The 23,000-nt window shown below is 73.8% G+C and carries 21 protein-coding genes and 2 tRNA genes; 10 read left to right on the top strand and 13 right to left on the bottom strand.

All coding sequences use genetic code 11. The features are described from left to right. Positions 1–39: 39 nt before the first annotated feature. The 5 genes from BM093_RS06695 to BM093_RS06715 form a co-directional block, all read right to left on the bottom strand. The gene (locus tag BM093_RS06695; protein ID WP_093338820.1) at positions 40–780 is read right to left on the bottom strand and encodes a LolA-like protein; all 741 of its coding nucleotides are present in this window, start codon (positions 778–780) and stop codon (positions 40–42) included. Further along, positions 777–1,883 carry a peptide chain release factor 2 gene (prfB, locus tag BM093_RS06700; RefSeq protein ID WP_093338823.1) on the bottom strand — a complete coding sequence of 369 codons (1,107 nt, stop codon included), beginning with the start codon at positions 1,881–1,883 and terminating at the stop codon, positions 777–779. Before prfB ends, BM093_RS06695 begins: the two co-directional genes overlap by 4 nt. Before the next feature lie 70 nt (positions 1,884–1,953). Beyond that, positions 1,954–2,463 (bottom strand): PadR family transcriptional regulator, encoded by a 510-nt coding sequence (locus BM093_RS06705; protein ID WP_093338826.1) that lies wholly within the window; start codon positions 2,461–2,463, stop codon positions 1,954–1,956. A 114-nt stretch (positions 2,464–2,577) separates the two neighbouring features. After that, positions 2,578–3,624, bottom strand: a complete 1,047-nt coding sequence (locus tag BM093_RS06710) for an acyl-CoA dehydrogenase family protein (RefSeq protein ID WP_093338829.1) — start codon at positions 3,622–3,624, stop codon at positions 2,578–2,580. A gap of 10 nt (positions 3,625–3,634) precedes the next feature. Next, positions 3,635–4,807 (bottom strand): acyl-CoA dehydrogenase family protein, encoded by a 1,173-nt coding sequence (locus tag BM093_RS06715; protein WP_093338833.1) that lies wholly within the window; start codon positions 4,805–4,807, stop codon positions 3,635–3,637. Between the two features lie 149 nt (positions 4,808–4,956). On the opposite strand from BM093_RS06715, the gene BM093_RS06720 reads away from it, so the two are divergent. Both BM093_RS06720 and BM093_RS06725 read left to right on the top strand, forming a co-directional pair. Further along, positions 4,957–5,199 (top strand): ribbon-helix-helix domain-containing protein, encoded by a 243-nt coding sequence (locus BM093_RS06720; RefSeq protein WP_093338835.1) that lies wholly within the window; start codon positions 4,957–4,959, stop codon positions 5,197–5,199. 8 nt (positions 5,200–5,207) lie between these two features. Continuing rightward, complete coding sequence (locus BM093_RS06725) at positions 5,208–5,600, top strand: hypothetical protein (RefSeq protein ID WP_093338838.1); 393 nt, start codon at positions 5,208–5,210, stop codon at positions 5,598–5,600. 9 nt (positions 5,601–5,609) lie between these two features. Here BM093_RS06725 and BM093_RS06730 read toward each other — a convergent pair whose 3' ends face one another. Both BM093_RS06730 and soxR read right to left on the bottom strand, forming a co-directional pair. Further along, complete coding sequence (locus tag BM093_RS06730) at positions 5,610–6,362, bottom strand: tyrosine-protein phosphatase (protein ID WP_093338841.1); 753 nt, start codon at positions 6,360–6,362, stop codon at positions 5,610–5,612. A 52-nt stretch (positions 6,363–6,414) separates the two neighbouring features. Further along, positions 6,415–6,885 (bottom strand): redox-sensitive transcriptional activator SoxR, encoded by a 471-nt coding sequence (soxR, locus tag BM093_RS06735; RefSeq protein WP_093338844.1) that lies wholly within the window; start codon positions 6,883–6,885, stop codon positions 6,415–6,417. A gap of 442 nt (positions 6,886–7,327) precedes the next feature. Here soxR and BM093_RS37850 point away from each other — a divergent pair, with 442 nt between their 5' ends. Both BM093_RS37850 and BM093_RS06745 read left to right on the top strand, forming a co-directional pair. Beyond that, positions 7,328–8,143, top strand: a complete 816-nt coding sequence (locus BM093_RS37850) for a transglycosylase SLT domain-containing protein (protein WP_093338847.1) — start codon at positions 7,328–7,330, stop codon at positions 8,141–8,143. A 117-nt stretch (positions 8,144–8,260) separates the two neighbouring features. After that, a complete protein-coding gene (locus BM093_RS06745) occupies positions 8,261–10,372 on the top strand; it encodes an acyltransferase family protein (RefSeq protein WP_093338850.1) in 2,112 nt (703 codons plus the stop codon). 3 nt (positions 10,373–10,375) lie between these two features. Here the strand turns inward: BM093_RS06745 and BM093_RS06750 are convergent, their stop codons facing one another. Next, a complete protein-coding gene (locus BM093_RS06750) occupies positions 10,376–10,591 on the bottom strand; it encodes an RNA-binding S4 domain-containing protein (RefSeq protein WP_093338853.1) in 216 nt (71 codons plus the stop codon). Positions 10,592–10,624: 33 nt separating this feature from the next. Between BM093_RS06750 and BM093_RS06755 the strand changes: the two genes are divergently transcribed. After that, positions 10,625–11,230 (top strand): class I SAM-dependent methyltransferase, encoded by a 606-nt coding sequence (locus BM093_RS06755; RefSeq protein WP_093338856.1) that lies wholly within the window; start codon positions 10,625–10,627, stop codon positions 11,228–11,230. Between the two features lie 74 nt (positions 11,231–11,304). Here BM093_RS06755 and BM093_RS06760 read toward each other — a convergent pair. The 3 genes from BM093_RS06760 to BM093_RS06770 all read right to left on the bottom strand — a co-directional run bounded on the left by BM093_RS06760 (position 11,305) and on the right by BM093_RS06770 (position 14,651). After that, positions 11,305–11,381: transfer RNA gene (locus BM093_RS06760), tRNA-Met, on the bottom strand. A 175-nt stretch (positions 11,382–11,556) separates the two neighbouring features. Beyond that, a tRNA-Met gene (locus tag BM093_RS06765) sits at positions 11,557–11,633 on the bottom strand. 108 nt (positions 11,634–11,741) lie between these two features. After that, positions 11,742–14,651: a UPF0182 family protein gene (locus BM093_RS06770; protein WP_177238309.1), complete on the bottom strand. Its 2,910-nt coding sequence runs from the start codon at positions 14,649–14,651 to the stop codon at positions 11,742–11,744. Between the two features lie 277 nt (positions 14,652–14,928). Here BM093_RS06770 and BM093_RS06775 point away from each other — a divergent pair, with 277 nt between their 5' ends. Both BM093_RS06775 and BM093_RS06780 read left to right on the top strand, forming a co-directional pair. Next, positions 14,929–15,954: a YlbL family protein gene (locus BM093_RS06775; RefSeq protein WP_245773347.1), complete on the top strand. Its 1,026-nt coding sequence runs from the start codon at positions 14,929–14,931 to the stop codon at positions 15,952–15,954. A 95-nt stretch (positions 15,955–16,049) separates the two neighbouring features. Next, on the top strand, positions 16,050–17,699 hold the full coding sequence (locus BM093_RS06780) for a zinc-dependent metalloprotease (protein ID WP_093338865.1): 1,650 nt from the start codon (positions 16,050–16,052) through the stop codon (positions 17,697–17,699). 251 nt (positions 17,700–17,950) lie between these two features. Here BM093_RS06780 and BM093_RS06785 read toward each other — a convergent pair whose 3' ends face one another. Next, positions 17,951–18,565, bottom strand: a complete 615-nt coding sequence (locus BM093_RS06785; protein WP_093338867.1) for a M48 metallopeptidase family protein — start codon at positions 18,563–18,565, stop codon at positions 17,951–17,953. A 170-nt stretch (positions 18,566–18,735) separates the two neighbouring features. Between BM093_RS06785 and BM093_RS06790 the strand changes: the two genes are divergently transcribed. Together BM093_RS06790 and BM093_RS06795 are read left to right on the top strand one after the other, a co-directional pair. After that, positions 18,736–19,692, top strand: coding sequence for a hypothetical protein (locus BM093_RS06790; protein ID WP_143105285.1), 957 nt, complete (start codon positions 18,736–18,738; stop codon positions 19,690–19,692). Further along, positions 19,689–21,020 (top strand): ABC1 kinase family protein, encoded by a 1,332-nt coding sequence (locus BM093_RS06795; protein WP_093338873.1) that lies wholly within the window; start codon positions 19,689–19,691, stop codon positions 21,018–21,020. Before BM093_RS06790 ends, BM093_RS06795 begins: the two co-directional genes overlap by 4 nt. 222 nt (positions 21,021–21,242) lie before the next feature. On the opposite strand, the gene BM093_RS06800 is transcribed toward BM093_RS06795, so the two are convergent. Then, on the bottom strand, positions 21,243–21,833 hold the full coding sequence (locus tag BM093_RS06800; protein ID WP_093338877.1) for a TetR/AcrR family transcriptional regulator: 591 nt from the start codon (positions 21,831–21,833) through the stop codon (positions 21,243–21,245). A gap of 83 nt (positions 21,834–21,916) precedes the next feature. Between BM093_RS06800 and BM093_RS06805 the strand changes: the two genes are divergently transcribed. After that, positions 21,917–22,333: a VOC family protein gene (locus tag BM093_RS06805; protein WP_093338880.1), complete on the top strand. Its 417-nt coding sequence runs from the start codon at positions 21,917–21,919 to the stop codon at positions 22,331–22,333. Positions 22,334–23,000 lie beyond the last annotated feature (667 nt).

Genomic DNA, 23,000 nt, shown 5'->3' on the forward strand with positions numbered 1-23,000 from the left:
TCGCCGGCGGCCGGGCAGGGGGGACACCGCCGGCCGGGCTCACTCCGGTGGGGTCACCTCGACCGGGACACCCGGGTCGGCGAAGCCGATCGTGACCGCCCCCGGCGCCGGGGTCGCCTGCTCGCCGCCCGGGGTCGTGGGCTCCAGGCTCAGCCGCAGCAACCGTCCGCGGTCGGCCGGCGGGGCGTCCGGCGCCCCGAGCCAGGCGGTGACGCGCGGGGCGGGCGAGACCAGCCCGGCGAGCTCGTCGAGCCGCGGCGCGATCGCCGGGTCGGGTGCGGCGTCGCGGGCCGCGGCCAGGTCCACGGTGCCGGTGTAGCGGACGGCGGGGACCCCCTCGACGTCCTCGCGGCCGGGTTGCTCGGCCACGTCACGCAGGCCGGGCGCGGTGTGCAGGACCCCGGTCACCGCCCCCAGCGGGAGCATCCCGGCGGACAGGCGCTGCCAGCGCTCCGCGCCGCCGAGCCGGAACCAGGCGTCGTCACCGAGGACCCGGACCTGCGCCCCACGGGTGCCGAGCGCGACCGACAGGTCCGCGGCGATCGGGGCGAACCGCACCGGGCCGGAGGCCTGCACGCGACCGGTCGGGCCGCCGTCGAGGGCGACGGTCACCCGGGCCGAGCCGGCGTCCGCGAGCGCCTGCCCGGCACCGGCGACGACGTCGCGCGGTGCGGGCGGCGGGTTCGGCGCGGCACCGCCGGACGGGCCGGCCCCGCCGGTGCACCCGGCCAGGACCAGCGCGAGCACCGCGGCCAGGACGGTCCGGACCGCGCGGCTCACGACTCGTCGGCCTGCTGACGGCGCCAGCGGATGCCGGCCTCGATGAAGTCGTCGATCTCGCCGTCGAGCACCTGGGACGGGTTGCCCGCCTCGTGGTCGGTGCGCAGGTCCTTCACCAGCTGGTAGGGGTGCAGGACGTAGTTGCGCATCTGGTTGCCCCACGAGGAGCCGGCGTCCTTGAAGGAGTCCATCAGCTCGCGCTCCTCCTGCCGGCGACGGTCGAGCAGCTTGGCCTGCAGCACGGTCATCGCGGCCGCCTTGTTCTGCAGCTGCGAGCGCTCGTTCTGGCAGGCCACCACGATGCCGGTCGGGATGTGGGTGAGCCGGACCGCCGAGTCGGTGGTGTTGACGCCCTGACCGCCGGGGCCCGAGGCACGGAACACGTCGACCCGCAGGTCCTTCTCGTCGATCTCGACGTGGTCGGAGGACTCCACGACCGGCGCCACCTCGACCCCGGCGAAGGAGGTCTGGCGGCGGCCCTGGTTGTCGAACGGCGAGATCCGCACCAGCCGGTGGGTGCCCGCCTCGACCGAGAGGGTGCCGAAGGCGTACGGCGCGTGCACGGCGAACGTGGCCGACTTGATGCCGGCCTCCTCGGCGTAGGAGGTGTCGTAGACATCGGTGCCGTAACCGTGCCGCTCGGCCCAGCGCAGGTACATGCGCAGCAGCATCTCGGCGAAGTCGGCGGCGTCGACACCGCCCGCCTCGGCGCGGATGGTCACCAGCGCCTCGCGCGCGTCGTACTCGCCGGACAGGAGGGTCCGCACCTCCAGCGAGGCGATCTCGCTGCGCAGCCGCTCGCGGTCGGCGTCGGCGTCGGCGACCGCGGAGGAGTCGCCCTCGTCCTCGGCGAGCTCGTAGAGCACCGGGAGGTCGTCGAGCCGGCGCCGCAGGTCCTCGAGCCGGCGCAGGTCACCCTGCGCGTAGGCGAGCCTGCTGGTGATCTTCTGGGCGGCCTCGACGTCGTCCCAGAGGTCCGGCCGGCCCGCCTGCTCGGAGAGTTCCGCGATCTCCTGGCGCAGGGCGGGCACGTCGGCGACGGCCTCGATGCTGGAGAGCGTGGTGTCGAGGTCCTTCAGGTCGGCCTGGACGTCGGGAGTCACATCGATCGAGGGTACGCGGGGTGGGGCGCCGCTCCGGCACGTCCCCTGCCCGGCCGCACCGCCGCCCTGCTCACTCCTCCGGGACGGCGTCGATCAGTTTGATCATCGCGCGGGTGTGGGCGACGGCGAAGTCGGCGACCGGCTTGCCGTACGGGTCGTCGGTGGCCCGGGCCGCGGTGCGGGCGGCGGCGAGACGCTCGGTGTAGGCCTCGCGTGCCGAGCGCAGCAGTTCGGTGCGCTGCTTCACCGTCAGCGTCCCGGCGTGCAGCAGCCGCAGCACCAGCGGGCTGCGGACGGCGTCGGCGTCGCCGCCCGCGGCCAGCCACGCCTTGAACGCCCGCTTGCCCGCGGCGGTGATCGCGTACTGCTGGCTCGCGCGCGGGCCCCGCTTGCCCAGCCGGAGCAGCCCCTCCTCGGTGAGCGCCGGGAGCTCGCGGTAGACCTGGCTGCGGGTGACCGAGAAGAACAGTCCGAACCGCTCGCCGGCCGCGGCGACCAGCTGACCGCCGGTCATGGGGCCGCTGTGCAGCAGGCCGAGCAGGGCGGCAGCAGTGGCGTTGACCGGTGTGACGGGGGCCATCGTGCGACGGTCCCACGGCCGACGTCCGCGCGCGAGTCCACACGGAACATTCTGCTCACGGGTACCACGGATTCGGTATCCACAGTGAGCAGAGCGGGCCCGCACCGGGCCGGATCAGATCGTCAGGGACGCGATCCGCTCCCGCTGGGTGGCGACGTCGCCGTACTGCCCGGCGAGGCGGCGGGCGCGCTTGTAGAACAGGTGCGCCTCGTGCTCCCAGGTGTATCCGATCCCGCCGTGGTACTGGATCATCGCCTCGGTCGACCGCAGCGCGGCCTCGCTCGCCTTGGCCTTCGCGACGGCGACGGCGAGCTCGGCCTCGGCGCGCCCGATCCCGCCGGTCCCGGTGGTGTCGAGCGCGTGGGCGGCGTAGAGCACCGCGTGCTCGGCCATGGTGACGCCGACGTGCAGGTCCGCCAGCGCGTGCTTGATCGCCTGGAACGAGCCCACCGGGACGCCGAACTGCTCGCGGTCGCGGTCGTAGGCGACCGTGCGGGTCAGCGCCTCCCGGGCGATGCCGGCCAGGTCGGCGGCCACGAGCACGGTGGCCCGGTCGGTCAGCTGCCTGCCCACCTCGACGTCCGCCCCCGGCAACGGCTCGACGCCGTCGCCGGCCGGGACCAGCGCGTCGAGCCGGGTGGTGCCGTCGTAGCTGCCGACCGGCGTCGCCGTGGCCCCGGTGACCAGGGACAGCCCGGGCAGGTCCGGCTCGGACGGTGCCACGACCAGGTCGGCCACGGCGCCGTACTCGACCACGGGCAGCCCGGCGGCGGCACTGCCCCGGGTGGTGTAGCCGCCGATCGCCGCCCCGGCCGCGATCCGCGGCAGCCAGGCCGCGCGCTGGGCGTCGGACCCGGCCAGCCGGATCGCCTCCGCGGCGAGCACGGTGCCGCGCCACGGTCCGGGTGCGACGCCCGCGCCGAGCTCGCGCGCGATGACCTGGGCCTCCACCATGCCCAGCCCCAGGCCGTCGTGCTCCTCGGGCACGGTCACGGCGAGCCAGCCCTGCTCGCCCGCGGCCGTCCACAGTGCAGGCGGGTTGCCGTCGGAGTCGCCCGCCTCCACGACCTCCCGCACGGCGGCCAGGTCGAACCGCTCCGCCAGGTAGTCGCGCACGGCCGTGGCGAAGTCCTGCTGTTCCTCGGTGAGTGCGAAGTACACGCCGGCTCCCCTATCGCGGCAGGCCGAGCACGCGCTCGGCGGTGATGGTGCGCTGGACCTGGGACGAGCCGCCCCAGATGGTCACCGAGCGGGACCACATGGCCTGGGCGTGCAGCGGCCGCAGGTCGGTCCCCTCCTGCAGGGTGTCGAGCGTGGCGTCCTCCCCCAGGATCCGGTCGTAGACCTCCCACAGGTCCTGGAACGTCTCCGACCACTGCAGCTTGGTCATCGAGGCCTCGAACCCGAGGTCGCGGCCCTGCTCGGTCTGGGTCAGCACGTGCATCGAGTGCAGGCGCAGGCACTCCAGCTCGGTGAGGACCCGGGCGAGGTCGTCGCGGATCACCGGGTCGCGGTCGCGGCCCAGCTTCCGCGCGACCTCGACGATCTCGTCGTACTGGCGGCGGAACTCGGTGTACTGGGAGATCCCGGACGCGCCGCGTTCGAAGGACAGCAGCAGCATCGCGGTGCGCCAGCCGTCGCCGATCTCGCCGAGGCAGTCGGCGGCCGGCACGCGGGCGTCGTCGAAGAACACCTCGCCGAACTCGCTGGCCCCGCTCATCTGGCGCAGCGGGCGGGCCGTCACCCCGGGCTGGTTCATGTCGATCAGCAGCATGCTGATGCCGCGGTGGCGCTCGGATCCGGGCTCGGTGCGGACCAGCGTGAAGATCTTGTCGCCGTGCACGGCGTTGGTGGTCCACACCTTCTGGCCGTTGACGACGAAGTCGTCGCCGTCCCGGACGCCTTTCGTGCTCAGCGCCGCCAGGTCGGAGCCGGCGCCGGGCTCGGAGAAGCCCTGGCACCAGATGACCTCGTTGCGCAGCATCGGCGCGATGATGTCCTTGCGCTGCGCGTCGGTGCCGATCGCCATCACCGTCGGCGCGAGGAAGGTCAGGCCCAGCGGGTTGACCGTGCGCGGGGCGTGCGCGCGCACCATCTCCTCGTCGTAGATGGCCTTCATCCCCGGCGTCCCGCCGCGGCCGCCGAACTCGGTGGGCCACTGGATGCCCGCGAAGCCGGCGTCGGCCTTGTCCCGCTCCCAGTCCCGGCGCAGGGCGAAGCTCTCCTGGTCGTCGAGCGACTCCCAGAACCCGGGCCGGGTCCATTCCTGCGGGATGTGGGCGGACAGCCAGGAGCGCAGCTCCGCGCGAAACTCTTCCTCGGCCGGGGTGAAACTCAGGTCCATGCGTGCACCGTCCTGCATGACTGTCGCCGCTGTATGAAAGTCGCCGCTGTGACGTCTCCGATCGGCCCGAGCCTTGCATACCCGTCGGTAACCTGCCCACCCCGCACGGTCGCGTGGCCGCCGGAGTATGCAGGGAGTAGCATTGCGGTATGCGCAGCGAGCGAGTGACGGTCACGCTGCCGGCCGAGCTGGTGGCTGAAGCACGGGACGCGGTGTCCCGCGGATCTGCGGCGAGCCTGTCCGCCTACGTGGCGGAGGCCGTCCAGTCCCGGCAGGACCGGGACCGTGCCCTGGCCACCCTGGCCGGCCTCTACGGCGGCCCGCCCCCGGCCGACGAGCTGGACGCGGCGCGGCGCTCCCTGCGCCCGGCCCCGCCCGTGGCCGTCGGCTGATCCGCGCGATGATCGGCGGACGCGTTCTCGACTCATCGGCACTGGCTGCCTTCGCCACCGGCCGCCCCGTCTACATGCGTGCCCTGGTCTGGGCCGCGGTGGAGGAGAACATCGTGCTCGCGGTGCCCAGCGCCGCCCTCGGCCGCGCCTGGTCGATGGTGGAGGCGGAGCACCACGCGGCCCTGCAGGTGCTGCTCGGCCTGCCGAACACCGTGATCCACGAACTCTCCCCGGAGAGCGCCCAGGAGGCCGGGCTGCTGCTCGCCTCGCAGGGCCTCGACGACATCGTCACCGGTCAGGTCGTCACGGCCGCCCGGCGGCGCGGCTGGCCCGCGGTCACCGGCGACCCGGGAAGCCTGCGCAAGCTGGACCCGATGGTCCCGATCGAGGAGCTCCCGTAGGGGCGGGTATCAGGCTGCCGGGCGCAGCCGGGACCGCAGCCGGGCCAGCTCGTCGTCGGTGAGGCCGTTGTCGCGCAACCACTGCACCGGCCCGCCGTGCCGCTCGTCGAGCAGCTCCAGGAAGGTCTGCATGACCTCGGCCCGGGGCCGGTGCCGGTCGAGGTCGGCGGTGGTCGGCATCGGCTCACCGCGACCGGTGGTCCAGCGCCGGAACAGCGCCTCGATCCGGGTCGCGGACAGCACGTAGTCGGCCACGACCTCGTCCCGCGGGACACCGACCGCCGAGGAGATCAGCGCGACCAGCACGCCGGTGCGGTCCTTGCCCGCCGCGCAGTGCACGATCGTCGCGCCGGTCTCCCGCTCCGCGATCCGCCGGACCCCGGTGACGACGTTGGCCGCCCGGTCGCCGAGGTAGGCCAGGTAGTGCCCGACCATCGGGTCGGTGTCCGCGCCGAGCTCGGGCAGCCCGCGGCCGGTCTCCGGGATGAGGCTGAGCCGGTGCACGGTGATGCCGGCGTCGGCCAGGGCGCCCGGGCCGGACGCCACCAGCTCCTCGTCCTTGCGCAGGTCCAGCACCTGCACGACGCCGAGCTCCCCGGTGAGCCGGGCGACGTCGCCGGGACTGAGAGCCTCCAGCGACTCGGTGCGCAAGAGCACGCCCGGCCGGACCCGGCCGCCGCCCTCCAGCGGCAAGCCCCCCACGTCGCGGGCGTTGGCGAGGCCGTCGAAGGTCAACCAGCGGTCCGGCACCAGATCGGTCACCCGGCCAGGGTAGACACGGCGGGTGGCGCCACGGGCCCCGCCGAGACCGGCCTCACCGGCCGTGGTACGGCGGCCTGCGCAGCGCGGCGGGCAGCCGGCGGGCCCCGTCGCCCTGGACCGCCGCGGCGTCCCCGGGGTTGACCAGCCGGCAGGTCGTCATGGACAGGCACCCGCAGCCGATGCAGCCGTCCAACCCGTCCCGCAGCGCCGTCAGCGCCTCGATCTGCTCGTCGAGCCGGCCGCGCCACGCCTTCGACAGCCGCGACCAGTCCGCCTTGGTCGGCGTCCGCTCGGCGGGCAACGAGTCCAGTGCGGACCGCACCTCGTCGAGCCCGATGCCGATCGAGCGCGCCGCCCGCACGAACGCGAGCCGGCGCAGCGCGCTGCGCCGGTACCGGCGCTGCCCGCCGGACGTGCGGCTCGCGGAGATCAGCCCCTCCCGCTCGTAGTAGCGCAGCGCGGAGTGCGGGAACCCGCTCCGCTCGACGATCTCGCCGATCGTCAGGAGATCACTCGACTCCATCCACCGGCACCCCCTCCCGGTCCTCGTCGACCGCTCACACCGTGGGCCGAACACTCAAGCTCACTTCAGTATCACCCCACTCGCCGCGAGCCTGCCACCTGGGCTTACTACCGTCCGTCGGCACCGATCAGCCGCCCGCCTGGTTGCCTCCCCCCACCTCAGAAGATCCATTTCTCGGTGAACGGCAGCTGGCGCGCGGTGACGGGCGCCCCCAGGGCTGGACCGCTCCGACCGAGGCCTCTACGGTTCTCGCCAAGTCATCACGGCCCGATCACGAGCGGGCCAGGAGCCGGACCCCCGACCGGCTCTCCCGGGACCCCCGACCCGGCCGCTCGCGACGGTGCCGTCCGTTGATCGCGAAAGGGCCCTCCCCTTGTCAGGACACCGCTCCCCCGGTGCCCGCCACGCGTTCCCCCGACCCGTGGCGTCCGCACCCGCAGCGATGACCGCTGCCCGAACCGTCCGCTCCCCAGGACAGGCCGGACCGGCGCACTCGCACGCCGCCCGGCGCGCCGGAACCCGCACCGCGGCGACCGGCGCCGCCTTCGGCGTGCTCGCCTCCGGCGCGTTCGCCGCCGTCGTGCCGACCGCACTGGACGGCACGGCCACCGAGGCCGATGCCGAGGAGACCACCACGGCGACGACGCTGGCCGCGTTCGACGCGCCCATCCCGTCGGCCACCCCGGCCTCCGACGGCAGCCCGTCGGGCTACTTCAGCCCGGTCTCCTTCGAGCACGCCGGTGCCGCCACCGGTGCGCTGCAGTCCGCCGCCCCCGCGCAGAACGGCGACCTGGCGTCGCTGGGCAAGGCGCACGAGATCGCGGCGAAGATCGCCGAGGAGCACCGCAAGGCGGCCGAGGCCGAGCAGGCGCGCCAGGCCGAGCAGGCCCGGCTCGACACGCTCATCTCGCAGGGCGGGGTGGACGCCTGGATCGCCGAGGCGCTGGACCACATGGGTATGCCGCAGTCCTACGCCACCGGGCTGAAGCAGATCATCATGAAGGAGTCCAACGGCGACCCCGACGCCATCAACAACTGGGACTCGAACGCCGCCGCCGGGAACCCGTCCGAGGGCCTGATGCAGGTGATCCCCTCGACGTTCAAGGCCTATGTGCACCCGGACTTCGCCGATCAGGACATCACGCACCCGGTCGCGAACATCACCGCGGGCGTCCGCTACATGATCGACCGCTACGGCCTGGACACCCTCGACGCGGGGGGCCGGATGGGCTCGCACGGCGGGTACATCGGATACTGAGCCGTACCCGTAGCACCGCGACGGCGGCCGGCAGGGGAACCTGCCGGCCGCCGTCGTCGTTGTCACCGGCGAAGGTAAACTGATTTTTACCGTTCGCCCGAGAGGAGCTCCTGGCTCGTGACGAACCCCGGTGGCGAGCAGCACTCCGCCCGCACCGGTGCCGCCCCGGGCGGTTCCCGGTCCCGCTTCCGACCGGAGCTGCAGGGCCTGCGCGCCCTCGCCGTGGTGCTCGTGGTCGTCTACCACGTCTGGGTCGGTCGGGTCTCCGGCGGCGTGGACGTGTTCTTCCTGATCACCGGGTTCCTGATCACCGGCGGGTTGTACCGGGCCGGGCTCCGGGGCGGGGTGGACGTCCTCGCGACCTGGCGCCGTCAGCTGTCCCGGCTGTTGCCGGCCATCACCGTCGTGCTGGCCGCGGGCATCGTGGCGGGGGCCTACCTGCTGCCGGAGAACCGGTGGATGCCGACGATCCGCGAGACGGTGGCGTCGCTGCTGTTCCTGCAGAACTGGGAACTCACCGCGAACTCCGTCGACTACGCGGCCCGCAGCAACGCCGCGAGCATCGTCCAGCACTTCTGGTCGCTGTCCATCCAGGGCCAGTTCTACCTCGTCGCGCCGCTGCTGGTGGCGGGCGTGACGATCGCCGCGCAGCGGGACCGCGCGGACCTGCACTCCCGCCTGACCGGCACGCTGCTGGTGCTCGGCGGGGCGTCGCTGGCCTACTCGGTCTACCTGACGCTGGTGAACCAGCCGCTGGCCTACTTCCACTCGCTGACCCGGGTGTGGGAGTTCGCCCTCGGCGGCCTGCTCGCGCTCTGGATCTCCCGGATCGAGTTCCGGCCGGAGCTCACCGCCGGTGCGCGAGCCGGGCTGGGCTGGGCCGGCGTGCTGGCGCTGGTGTCCTGCGGCGTGCTGCTCCCGGTCGACCGGGCGTTCCCGGGCTGGGCCGCGCTGTGGCCGACGCTGGCCGCGGCGATGGTGCTGGTGGCCGGGCAGTCCGGGCACCGGCTCGGGGTGGACCGGCTGCTGTCGGGAACCGTGCTGCGGACCATCGGCGACATCTCGTTCCCGCTGTACCTGTGGCACTGGCCGGTCCTGATCCTGACGCTCGTGTACACCGGCCAGGACCGGCTCTCGCTCGCAGCCGGCACCGTGGTCGTCGCGGTGTCGTTCGCGCTCGCCTGGCTCACCCACCGCTACGTCGAGCAGCCGATCGCCGCCCTCGACGTGCGCCGTGCCCTGCGCACCGGTGGCGTGCTCGCGCTGGTGGTGCTGGTCGGGGCCGGTGGCTGGCTCGGCGTCGCCACGGCGCGGGCCTCGGTGCAGGTCGAGGCCGGCTCACCCAGCCATCCGGGCGCGGTCGCCTTGCAGCCCGGCTTCGAGTGGGCCTTGGACGGAGACAGCTCAGCCGACGACGGCTCGGCCGAGGACGAAGCGGGCGGTGCGGACCCGGGGGCGGTGGATCTCACCCCGTCCCTGATCGCCGCTCCCGACGACTGGAGCTACCACCGCGGCACGTGGAACTGCGCGCCGCTGCAGCGCGGCGGCATCGAGCTGCAGCACTGCACGATCCCGCCGCCCGGTGAGGAACCGGCCGAGCGCACGATCGCCGTGGTCGGCGACTCGCACGCCCAGCAGTACATCGCGTCGCTGATGCCGGTCGCCGCGGAGCGCAACTGGGAGATCGTCGGCATGTTCCGCGGGGCCTGCCCGTTCTCCACGGTCTCCGAGTCGGACCCGCAGGACGACGGGTGCGCCGCGTTCAACGCCGAGGCCGCCCAGGAGGTGGCCGAGATGCAGCCCGACGCCCTGCTGACCCTGGCCACCCGGGACGTGCGGCCCGGCCTCACCGAGGTCACCCCGCCCGGGTTCGTCGAGGCCTGGTGGCAGATGCACGACGCCGGGGTGCCGGTCGTCGCCGTGCGGGACAACCCGCGGCCGCCGTTCTTCGTGCCCGAGTGCATCAGCACCGAGGGCCGGCACGCCGAGGCCTGCGACATGCCGCGGGAGGACGTCTACCCCGCACAGCCGCCGTACGCGGCGCTGCCGGACATCCCGCCGAACGTGTCGTTCATCGACACCGCCCCCGCCATCTGCGACCCGGAGCTCTGCCCGGCCGAGGTCGGCAACGTGCTCGTCTACATGGACGACAACCACCTGACGGCGTCCTACGCCGAGACGATGGCACCGCTGTTCGCCGACCACTTCGCGAGCCGGCTGGGCTGGTGACCCTCAGGCGGGTCGCACGGCGTGCCCGTCGACCGCCACGACGTCGCCGCGGTGCAGCTGGGCACCGCGGCGGTGCTCGGGGGTCCCGTTGACCGTCACGAGGCCGTCCTCGAGCAGTTCCCGGGCGTGCACGCCGTCCTCGGCGAGGTTCGCGAGCTTGAGGAACTGACCGATCCGGATCGGTTCCTCACGGATCGGCACGTCCTGCGGGGTCGTCATGGCCCCATTCTGCGCGCCGTAGCATCCTGCGGCGTGGGTGACCACTACTTCAGCAGCACACCGTCCGTCGCGAGCCGACCCGGTTCGGTCCGCCTGCACACCGCCGGGGTCGATCTCGAGCTGGCGACCGACACCGGGGTCTTCTCCCAGGGCCGGGTCGACCGCGGGACGCGGGTGCTGCTCGACGCCGCACCGATGCCGCCGGTGCGCGGCCCGCTGCTCGACGTCGGGTGCGGGTACGGGCCGATCGCGCTGACGCTCGCCTCCCGGCGCCGCAGGCTGCCGGTGTGGGCCGTGGACCTCAACTCCCGTGCGCTCGGGCTGACCCGGGACAACGCGGCCGCGGCCGGGCTGGGCAACGTGACGGCCTGCCCGCCGGACGAGGTGCCGGACGACCTGGCGTTCGCCGGCATCTACTCGAACCCGCCGATCCGCTCCGGGAAACCGGCCCTGCACGCGCTGCTGCTGCAGTGGCTGCCGCGGCTGCTGCCGGACGGGCGTGCCTACCTCGTCGTCGCGAAGAACCTCGGCTCGGACTCGCTGCACCGGTGGCTGGAGCAGGAACAGGGCTTCCCCACGACCCGGCTCGTCTCGGAGAAGGGCTACCGGGTGCTGGAGGTCGCCCCCCGCCCCGCCTGAGGGCCCACGACGGACCCACGACGAGGAACACACGACAAACGGCCCCCGGGAAGAATCCCGAGGGCCGTTGTGCGTGGTAGCGGGGGCAGGATTCGAACCTGCGACCTCTGGGTTATGAGCCCAGCGAGCTACCGAACTGCTCCACCCCGCGCCGTACGGATCCGCGTGAACGTTTCCGTCTGTGTTGTGTACCCACTGTACCCCGTCGTCGTCCGGCGCTTTCAGGGGGCCCCTCCTGCGGTGCGGGGGCCGTCCGGGGGCGCTCCGCCCTCGACCCCCCGGCCACGACGACGGCCCCCGGGAAGAATCCCGGGGGCCGTCGTGGGTGGTAGCGGGGGCAGGATTCGAACCTGCGACCTCTGGGTTATGAGCCCAGCGAGCTACCGAACTGCTCCACCCCGCGCCGTACGGATTCGCCTGAGCGCTTCCGTCTGTGTTGTGTCTCCAACCGTACAGGACGGGCCCGGCACCCCTGCGAGGGGGGTACCGGGCCCGTCGTGCGCTGCGCGGATCAGCCGCCGGAGCTCTGGAACTCCGAGACCGCCCGGTCCAGCTCCGCCAGCGCCTCGCCCTGCTTGGCGAAGTCACCGGACTGCTGGGCCGCCTTGAGGTCGTTCAGCGCCTGCCGGATCTCCTGCGCCGCGGCGGACTGCGCCGCGTTCGGCGCGGCCGGGGTCTGGCCCTCGGCCGGGGTCTGACCGCCCGCGGGCGGGGTCTCCGGCGTCGGCTGGCCCTGTGCCGGGGCCGCCCCGCCGGCGGCCGCACCGGCCCCGGCACCGAACACCTGGTCCAGCGCGGCGGACAGGCTGGCGTCGTAACCGACCCGGCCGCCGTAGCTCACCAGCACGCGGGCCAGCTGCGGGTAGGACGCGTCCTGCCCGGCCCGTTCGATGTAGACCGGCTCGACGTAGAGCAGCCCGCCGGCCACCGGGAGGGTGAGCAGGTTGCCGTAGTCGATCGTGGTCTGGTTCTGCCGCAGCAGGTTCAGCTCGGAGGAGACCTCCGGCGAGCCGAGGAACTGCGCCTGCACCTGCTGCGGGCCGAGCGTCTGTGTCTCGTTCGGCAGCTGCAGCACGGTGATCTGGCCGTAGGTGTCCGGGTCCGAGCTGGCCGAGACGTAGGACGCCAGGAACTGGCGCCGCAGGCTCACCAGCGCGCTGGTGAGCTGGAACGACGGGCCGTTCTGCCCCGGGATCCCGGCGTAGAGGTAGTACGGCGGCTGCGCGTCCTGGCCGCCGCCGTTGCCGCCCTGCACGGTGGGGTCGGCCGGGACGTCCCAGAACGAGACCGTCGAGAAGAACTCGCCCGGGTCGTCGACGTGGTACCGGGTCAGCAGCTCACGCTGGACCTTGAACTGGTCCTCCGGGTAGCGCAGGTGCGCCTGCAGCTCCGGGGAGATCGCCGAGCGCGGCTCGACCGTGCCCGGGAACGCCTTCTGCCAGGTCTGCAGCACCGGGTCGGACTCGTCGAAGGCGTAGAGCTTCACGGTGCCGTCGTAGGCGTCGACCGTGGCCTTCACCGAGTTGCGCAGGTAGCTGACGGTCTCGTTGGGCAGCTGCTGGCCACCCGGACCGATCCGCGAGTCACTCGTCGCGTCGCCCAGTTGGACGCGCTCGGCGTACGGGTAGTCCTGCAGCGCCGTGTAGCCGTCGACGATCCACTGGACCCGCCCGTCGACGACCGCCGGGTACGGGTCGTTGTCCAGCTTGAGCCACGGGGCCACGGCCTGGACCCGGTCCCGCGGGTTCCGGACGTACATGATCTTCGACTCGTCGTTGATCGAGCTGTTGAACAGGATGTTCCGCTCGCCGTAGGCCAGCGCGAAGGCCGCCCGGTTGAAGAAGCCGCCGATCGGGACGCCGCCCGCGCCGGTGTAGGTGTACTGCGCCTCGTCGGAGTCGTACTCGCGCGGGGCGGTACCCGGCTCCGCGCCGACGATCGAGTACTGGTTGTCCAGCAGCTCGCCGTAGTAGATCCGGGGCTGCTCCACCGGGATGGCGCCCTCGGTCTGGGTGTCGCTGACGGTGAAGCGCGGGAGACCGCCCTGCCCGCCCGCGTCCTCGAGCGCGGCGTTCACCTGGTTCGCCGGCGCGGCGACGATGCCGTTGCCGTGGGTGTAGACGAGGTGACGGTTGATCCAGTCCTGCTGGTTGCCGACGAGCGCGTTCGCGTCCATCTCGCGGGCCGCGATGATGTAGTCCTGGGTCTCGCCGCCGACCGTGTAGCGGTCGATGTCGAGGTTCGGGGCGAAGCCGTAGAAGTTGCGGCGCTGCTGGAGCTGGGTGAACGTCCGGTTCAGCTTGCCCGGGTCGAGCAGCCGGATGTTCGGGATGGTGTCGGTGTCGGCCCGCACCTGCGCCGGGGTCGCCTCGGACTTGCCCTCGTAGGGCCGGATATCGACCTTGTCGGGCCCGATGCCGAACGCGTCGCGGGTGGCGGCGATGTTGCGTTCGATCGACGGCGCCTCCCGCTCGTTCGCGTTCGGCGCGACGACGAACTGCTGCAGCACCAGCGGGAACGCGGTACCGACCAGGATCGAGGAGATCAGCAGCATCACCACGGCGACGGCCGGGATCTGCAGGTTCTGCCGGAACGCGGCGACGAAGAAGGCCAGCGCGCAGACCACCGCGATGATCAGCAGGATCAGCTTGGCCGGGAGCACCGCGTTGAGGTCGGTGTAGGTGGCGCCGTAGAACGTCTGGGAGTTGCGGTTCGACCACAGCAGGTCGTAGCGGTCGAACCAGTACGCCACCGCCTTGAGTAGCACGAACACACCGGCGAGCACGGCGAGCTGGGCCCGCGCCGCGGTGGAGACGAAGCCGGAGCGCCCGGAGAGCCGGATGCCGCCGAAGATGTAGTGCGTGACCAGCGCCAGCACGAAGCAGATGGCGATGGCGACGAACAGCCAGTTCAGCACCATCCGCAGGAACGGCAGCGTGAAGGCGTAGAACGCGATGTCGTTGCCGAACTCCGGGTCGACCTTCCCGAACGGCGTACCGTGCAGGAACATCTGGACGGTCTGCCACTGCACCGGAGCCGCGAGGCCCGCCACCAGGCCGATCAGGACCGGGACGCCGACGGCGAACAGCCGCAGCCGCTGGATGATCGTCGTGCGGTAGCGGGCGACCGGGTCCTCCGGGCCGGAGACCGGCACGAACACCGGCCGGTACCGGTAGGCCAGCCACAGCGTGAGCGCGACCAGGCCGCCGACGACGATGCCGACGACGCCGAAGAGCACGATCTGGGTGAACAGCCGGGTGAGCTGCACGCTCCGAAAACCGACCTCGCCGAACCACAGGTAGTCGACGTAGAAGTTCAGCAGCCGCGAGCCGCCGAGCAGGAGCACTACGAGGACGCCCGCGGCGACCAGCAGAATCCGGGTTCGACGGGTCAGCGACGGCGCTCCCACGGGGGGCCGCATGGACGACACGGGCACGCTCCACAGCTCGGGTACGACTCAGAGGAAACGGCCGGCGGGGAGCGACGGCACGGTTCTCCCGGTCCAACTCTACGGAGCGGGCGTGAGTTCCCGGTTGAGTCCCGGCGTGTCGGTCGAATTCCCCCCGAACGCGATATTCCGAACATCTCGCCCAAGCATCCCACCACGCCGTCCCGAGCGGTATCGCTGCAGGCCGACGGCCGGTTCCCGGCGAACCCGGCTGCGCCCGGCACCGGGCGACGTCCGTAGGGTGCGCCGCGTGAACGTTCGATCTTCGACGTGGGTGACGGCACTGCTGGTGCTGCTGGGCCTCACCGTCGTCGGATCGGTGGTCCCGGCCCCCGTCGTCGCCCTCGGGCCGGGCCCGACGTTCGACACCCTCGGCGAGGTGAACGGCACCCCGGTGGTCTCCGCCGAGGGACTGCCCACCTACCCCACCGACGGCCACCTCAACATGACCACCGTCGGGGTCACCGACGGCATCACAGCGCTGCGCGCACTCGGCCTGTGGGCCTCGGGCACCCACCGGCTGGCGCCGCGCTCGTCGCTGTACCCGCCCGGGGAGAGCGCCGAGCAGGTGACCGCGCAGAACCAGCAGGAGTTCGACGGGTCCATCGCCAACGCCGAGGCCGCCGCGCTCACCCACCTCGGTCTGCCGACCCGGGTGACGGTCGGGGCGCTCACCGACGGCTCGCCGTCGGCGGGCCTGCTGGTCGAGGGGGACGAGATCCGCGCGGTCGCCGGGACGCCGATCGACTCGGTGCAGACCCTGCTCGACACGCTCGGTGCGGCCCGGCCCGACGTGCCCCTGACCATGACGGTCGTCCGGGGCGGGGCCCCGCGGGACGTCACCATCACCCCGGGCAGCCATCCCGGCGACCCGGCACGCGCGTTCCTCGGGATCACCCCGGCCACCTCGCCGGTCGCCGGTCAGGAGCTCACGATCACGCTCGGCGACGTCGGCGGGCCGTCCGCGGGCCTGATGTTCAGCCTCGCGCTGGTCGACAAGCTGACCCCCGGCCCGCTGACCGGCGGCCGGTTCGTCGCCGGGACGGGCACCGTCGACGCCGAGGGACGGGTCGGCCCGATCAGCGGCATCCAGTTCAAGATGCTCAAGGCCCAGGAGGTCGGCGCCGAGGTCTTCCTGGTGCCGGCCGCGAACTGCGCGGAGGCGGCGGCCGACGCGCCGGACGGGCTGAACCTGGTACGGGCCGGGACGGTCGGCGAGGCCGTCTCCGCGCTCGAGACCCTCGAGGCCGGCGGAACGCCGGCCGGCTGCTCGTAGTTCCCGCCGGTGCCCGGAAAGTTCCCCGCTGCGCCGTCGGCGAACAGGCCGTCACCAGCGGCGTCCGGAGCACCCCCGCGCGTACGGTAGTGCCCATGAGTGACACCCCGTTCGGCTTCGGCCCCGCCGACCGCGACCGCGACAAGGACGACTCGTCCGGCACGGGCGAGGGCGAGGGCGGCACGGGCGACCGCCCCGAGGGCCCGAAGGACCCGTTCGGGTTCGGCTCGCACCCCGCGTCCGGGGACCCGGGCGCCGGCGGCGGGCCGGGTCAGCAGCAGAACCCGTTCGCCGCGTTCGGGATGGGCGGCCTGCCGGGCATGCCCGGGATGCCCGGGGGCGGGGGCGGCAACTTCGACATGAACCAGCTCGGCCAGATGCTGTCCCAGCTGGGCCAGATGCTGTCCCAGTCCGGCAGCGGTTCCGGCGGGGACGGCCCGGTGAACTACGACCTCGCCGCGCAGCTGGCCACCCAGCAGCTCGCACAGACGACCTCGTCGCTCACCGACCAGCAGCGCACGGCCGTGGCCGAGGCCGTCCGGCTCGCCGAGCTGTGGCTCGACCCGGCGACCTCGTTCCCCTCCGCGGGCGGCGAGGCGAAGGCGTGGACGCCGAGTGACTGGGTGCGCGCCGGGATGCCGACCTGGAAGCGGCTGTGCGACCCGGTGGCCAAGCGGTTGTCGTCGGCCTGGGTCGAGGGACTACCCGAGGAGGTCCGCACGGCGGCCGGGCCGATGCTGGGGATGCTCGGCCAGATGGGCGGGATGGCGTTCGGCAGCCAGCTCGGCCAGGGCCTGGCGCAGCTGGGCAAGGAGGTGCTGACCTCCACCGAGCTCGGCATCCCGGTCGGCCCGGAGCGCACGACGGTGCTGCTGCCGGAGGCGATCGGCCGGTTCACCGAGGGCCTGGACCGCCCGGCCGGGGAGGTCACCCTCTACCTGGCCGCGCGCGAGGCCGCCCACCAGCGGCTGTTCACCCACGTGCCGTGGCTGCGCGAGCGGCTGCTCGGCGCCGTCGAGGACTACGCCCGCGGCATCACCGTCGACACCTCGCGGATCGAGGAGCTGGCCCGCGGGATCGACCCGTCGAACCCGGAGTCGATCCAGGAGGCCATGCAGTCCGGCATGTTCGAGCCGGAGGACACCCCGGAGCAGAAGGCCGCGCTGGCCCGGCTGGAGACGCTGCTCGCGCTGATCGAGGGCTGGGTGGACACCGTCGTCGACGAGGCGCTCGCCGAGCGGCTGCCCGGTGCCGGGGCGATGCGCGAGACCATGCGCCGCCGCCGAGCGTCCGGCGGGCCCGCCGAGCAGGCGTTCGCGACGATCGTGGGGCTGGAGCTGCGGCCGCGGCGGCTGCGTGCCGCCGCCGAGCTGTGGCAGCTGCTGCGGACCGAGCGGGGCATCGACGGCCGGGACGCGATCTGGGCCCACCCGGACCTCATCCCGGCGACGGACGACCTGGACTCGCCCGAGGCGTTCGTCCGCGGGGGTTCCTCCGAGGGCGGGGTCCCCGACGACCCGATCGCCGAGCTCGAGCGCCAGATGGCCGCCGACGCCGGTCGCGATCGGGACACGTCCGACGGGAACGGGTCCGACCAGGGTGACTCCGGCCCGGCCGACTCCGGCAGCTCCGGCTCGACCGCCTCCGGTTCTGCCGACTCCGGCTCGGCCGACTCCGACTCCGGCAGCTCCGGCTCCGACGGGGACACCGACGATCCGGGTGGGACGTCCCGCGGCCAGTCCTGACATACGGCCGACGCGGTCGCCGGGTGACCGCGTCCGCCGGGCCGACCGCCGGCTGCACCCGCCGCGTGGCCGCCGGGTCGGCTGACGGCTGTGCCCGCCGAGTCACCACCGGCCGCGCCCACCGGTCAACCGCTGGGTGGCCGCCCGCGGAGTCGGCTGCCGGCCGCACCCACCGATTCGCCGCTGGGTGGCCGCCCTCGTAGTCGATCGCCGGCCGCACCCGTCGGGTCCGTCGCCGGCCGTGCCCGGGGTCAGCTGCCGGTTGCGGCCACCGGGCCCTCGGGCAGCTCCTGTCCCGGTGCCGCGGGCGGGTCGTCGTCACCGGTCGACGGGTCGCCGTCCACGCCGGTGATGCCCAGCGCCGCCGCGGCGTTCAGGCCCTCGAGGTAGCCGATCGCCCGCTCGGTGCGCGGATAGCGGTGCACCCAGGACCAGAAGACCTCGTCGTGCGCCGCGGAGAGCAGGTGCGCCAGCTCGTGCACCAGCACGTAGTCGACGACCCAGCCGGGCGCGTCGCGGAGCCGCTCGCTGATCCGGATGGTGCGGTCGTCGGGCGTGCACGACGCCCAGCGGGTCCGCATCGTCGGCACCCAGCGGACCGAGACCGGGTCCGGGCGACCCTCCAGCCAGCGCTGCGACAGCTCCCGGCCGCGGGCCAGCAGGGCCTCGTCCCCGCTGCGCCCGGGGGACCGCCGGCGCGCCTCGCTCGCCTCGATCCGCTTGACCATCTCGGCGACCCAGTCGCGCTCCTGCTCCGCCGACATCCAGCCGGGGATGAACACGACGACCCGGTCGCCCTCGCGTCGGGCACTGACCATCCGCTTCCGGCGAGCACTGCGACGGACCTCGACCGGGGGGCTAGCCATGCCCCCAGGGTAAGGTGCCGCGCCGCTCGGGGGTGAGCCGCCGGTCGGGCACCACCGCCCCCGGGGCGCCGGCGGGTGGCCTCGAACGGGCCGCGGAGCACCGGTTCGCACCGGCGAACCTCCGACCGGATCCGGGCCCGGTGCCGCACCGGCCGCGGCACCGTGCCGCGGTGCACCCCACGACAGGGCTCCCGCGGCGGCTGTGGCTCGCCCCGCACCACGCCCTCCTCCGGACCGGCCCGCACACCCACCGGGTCGGCGCCGGTCCGCGGGCCCGGACCCTCGACGGCCTGTCCCCCGCTGCCGTCGCCGCCCTGGACCGGCTCGCCGGTGGGCCGGCCGACGTCGCGGACCTGCTCGCGGGCGCGCCGCCGGGGCCCGACCGCACCGCGCTCGCGGCGCTGCTCGGTGTGCTGCTGCGGGCCGGGCTGCTCACCGACCCCGACCCGGCCGCGCGGATCCGGCGGCGGCGGGCGTCCGCGCTGGTGGAGGTGCGCGGGGACTCCTCGCTCGCGGTCGCCGTCGTGACCGGGCTGGCCCGGGCCGGGGTCGGGCACGTGTCGCCGCAGGTCACCGGCCGGGCGGGACCGGACGACGTCGCAGCGGGACTGCCCCCGGCCGCCGCCGGGCAAGAGCGGGCCGCGGTACTGCGCACCCTGCTCGACGACACCGGTCTCGAGTCCGGCGCCGCCGGGCGGGTGCCGCCGGACCTCGTCGTCCTCGCCGGACCGCCCGCGCCCGGCCCGGACGGCGTCGTGGAACACCTGGCGGTCACGCTGCGCAACGGGGTCGGGGTCGTCGGCCCGTTGGTGCTGCCCGGGCGCGGACCGTGCCTGCGCTGCCCGGACCGGGCCGGGGACGGGCCGGAGGGGCCCCGCACCGCCGAACCGCACGTGGTCTCGGCGACCGGGGCACTCGCCGTCGGGCAGGCCCTCGCGGCACTCGACGGCCCGGTCCGCGGGGGTGACCCGCCCGCGTCGTGGGCGGCCGAGCTGGAGATCGACCCGGACACGGCGACGATCTCCAGGAGACCCGTCCACGTCCGCCCCGGCTGTTGCTGCGGTGCGGTGACGGGGCCGACGGTGGCGTGCACTCTGCCGCCCGTGGGGTGGACAATCGAGGTGTGACCGACATTCCCCGCCGTACGGCCTCCCGTACCGCCAAGCTCGCCGGTCTTCCGCTCGGCGTCGCCGGGCGCGCGGCCGCGGGCTTCGGACGCCGGCTCACCGGTGGCGACCGGGAGGAGATCGCCGCAGGGATCGCCGCGAAGAGCGCCGAACAGCTGTTCGCGGTGCTCGGCGAGCTCAAGGGCGGCGCGATGAAGTTCGGGCAGGCACTGTCCGTGTTCGAGGCCGCCATTCCCGACGAGTACGCCGAGCCCTACCGGGAGGCGTTGACCAAGCTCCAGTCCGCGGCACCGCCCATGCCGATGGACGACGTCGACTACATGCTGACCCAGCAGTTCGGCCGGGGCTGGAAGTCCCGGTTCGCCGAGTTCGACGAGACCCCGGCCGCGTCGGCCAGCATCGGCCAGGTGCACCGCGCCGTGTGGAAGCGCGACGGGCGCGAGGTCGCGGTCAAGGTGCAGTACCCGGGGGCGGAGGAGGCACTGCGGTCGGACCTGCGCCAGCTCGGCCGGATGAGCCGGATCCTGCAGCCGCTCGTGCCCGGCCTGGAGATCAAGCCGCTGATCAACGAGCTGCGCGACCGGATGGAGGAGGAGCTCGACTACCGCGACGAGGCCACCTACCAGCGCGAGTTCGCCTCCTTCTTCGAGGGCGACCCGGACGTGCGGATCCCGCGGGTGGTCGGCTCGGCGCCGAAGGCCGTCATCACCGAGTGGGTGCAGGGCCGCCCGCTGTCGTCGATCATCCGGGACGGGTCCGCCGAGGAACGCGATCACGCCGGCAACCAGCTGGCCCGCTTCCACTACTCGGCGCCGGACCGTGCGCACCTGTTGCACGCCGATCCGCACCCGGGCAACTTCGGGATCCTCGACGACGGCCGGTTGCTCGTCCTCGACTTCGGTGCCGTGGCCCGGATGCCCGACGGCATGCCGCCGGAGCTCGTCGCGATGACCAAGTACGCCCTCGGCGGCCGCGACGGCGACCTGATGGCGCTGATGCGCTCGGCCGGGTTCGTCCACGACGGCGCCCGGATCGACCAGGAGCAGGTGCTCGGCTACCTGGCCCCGTTCACCGAGCCGCTGGAGACCGAGGAGTTCCACTTCAACCGCCGCTGGATCCAGCGCCAGGCCGAGCGGGTCGGGGACCTGCGCAGCCCGGACGCCGCGATCGGGCGGTCGCTGAACCTGCCGCCCCGGTTCCTGCTCGTGCACCGGGTGACGATGGGGACGGTCGGGATCCTCTGCCAGCTCGACGCCCGGGTGCGGCTGCGCGAGATCGTCGCCGAGTGGCAGCCCGAGATGTTCGAGCCGGACGCACCGACCGGCTGACCCGGCCGGCCGGTTCCGGGGACCTGCCTGATCGCGACCTGCCGGATCGCGAGTTGCCGGATCGCGGGCCGCCCGACCACAGCCCGGCCGTCTCGCCGCCCGCCCGACCACAGCCCGGCCGTCTCGCCGCCCGCCCGACCACAGCCCAGCCGTCTCGCGGCCCGCCGGACCGCGACGTGCCGGACCGCAGCCGGGCGGATCGGAGCCGGGCGGTCGCGGCCGTCAGCTGCGGGGGCGCAAGCCCTCCAGGACCCGGTCCAGCGCGGCCCGGGCGCCGTCCCGGTCCGCGTCGGTCACGTCCGGCCCGGTGAGCCACATGGCCAGCTCGTTCATCGCGCCGGACAGCAGCCGCGCGAGGGGCTCGACCGGCTGCGGATCCAGTTCGCCGTGGTCGACCAGCACCGTCAGTCCCTCGGCGAGATGCCGGCCCGAGGTCCGCTCGTCGATCTCCCGCCAGGCCGGCCAGCCGAGCACGGCCGGCCCGTCGACCAGCATGATCCGCGCTGCGGCCGGCTCGGTGCTGGCGTCGAGGAACGCGCGGCACCCGGCCCGCAGCTGCGCCCACCGCCCGGTCGCGGCTTCGGCGGCCGCGACGACCCGGTCCGCGACACGCTCCTGCACGCGTTCGAGCACGGCGCCGAACAGTCCCGCCTTGCCGTCGAACTGGTGGTACAGCGCGCCCTTAGTCACACCGGCCGCGGCGACCACCGCCGGGAGCCCGACGGCGCCGTAGCCGTCCCGGGCGAACAGCCGCTCGGCCTCGTCCAGCAGCGCCGTCCGCGTCCGCTCCCGCTGCTCGGCCCGCACCCCCACCGTGCACTCCCTTCGTTGACGTACCGGGAGTATGCCAGTAGCGTTCTTCACATACTGCCAGTATGTGAATCTCAGGAGGAACCGTGCTCACCAGCTGCTATCCGGTGCTCGCCACCGACGACGTCGCGGCCGCCCGCGCGTTCTGGACCGGTCCGATGCGGTTCGAGGTCACGTTCGAGGCGGACTGGTACGTCAGCCTGCGCCGAGAGGGGTGCGAGCTGGCCGTGCTGGACCGGGACCATCCGACGATCCCGGAGGCCTACCGCGGCGTCTCCGCGACCGGTGTCCTGGTGAACCTGGAGGTCGACGACGTCGACGCCGAGTGGGAGCGCCTGGCCGTCCCGGGCGGCCCGGCCGTGACCCTCGAGCTGCGCGACGAGGACTTCGGGCAACGACACTTCATCGTCGCCGGGCCGGACGGGGTGCTCGTCGACGTGATCACCGAGATCCCGCCCTCGCCGGAGTTCGCCGCAGCCTTCGCCGCACCGGCACCGGCCTGAGCACCGGAAGCGCACTTGCTCGTCCCACCACCGGCGCCCGTCACCGCGCTCCTACCCGTGCCCCCAGGGGCGGGCGGCGCCGGCCCGTGCCCCCAGGGGCACCCTCGTGGCGCCAGGCGCCCCGAACGGCACCCTCGGGGCACTGTGGAGCGAGACGCCCCGCTCCCGGGAACGTGCCCGGCCACGCCGAAGCCGGACCGGCGCCGCGCCGCACGCCCCGAGGGGCACCCTCGTAGCGCCAGGCGCCCCCAACGACCCCCTCGGGGCGCACCGGGAACCCCCGAGCCCGAGCCGACGCCGCGCCGAACGCCGCCAGGGGCACCCTCGTAGCGCCAGGCGCCCCGAGGGTGCCCCTGGGAGCACGACGCCACGGCGTGCTCGGCGCGGCTCGGCGCGGCGCGGTGTGGCGCGGTGTGGCACGGCGCGGCGCGGGGCGGCGTGCGGAGGCCGCGCAGTGGCACGGCCGGGCATCGGATCCGGACATGACGGCGCCCCGTCCGGAGCAGGTCCGGACGGGGCGCCTGTTCGTGCCGGGTCAGTGCGGCGACCGCTAACCGGCCGCCGCGGGTAGCCCGTGCGCTCGATGCGACCTCGCCAGGGCTTCCTGGATGAGCGTCCTCGCGTTCTCCTGGTTCACGAGGGCCGTGGTGCGGTCACCACGGAGCAC

The organism is Pseudonocardia ammonioxydans, from assembly GCF_900115005.1.
In the GTDB taxonomy this organism is placed as follows: Bacteria; Actinomycetota; Actinomycetes; order Mycobacteriales; family Pseudonocardiaceae; genus Pseudonocardia; species Pseudonocardia ammonioxydans.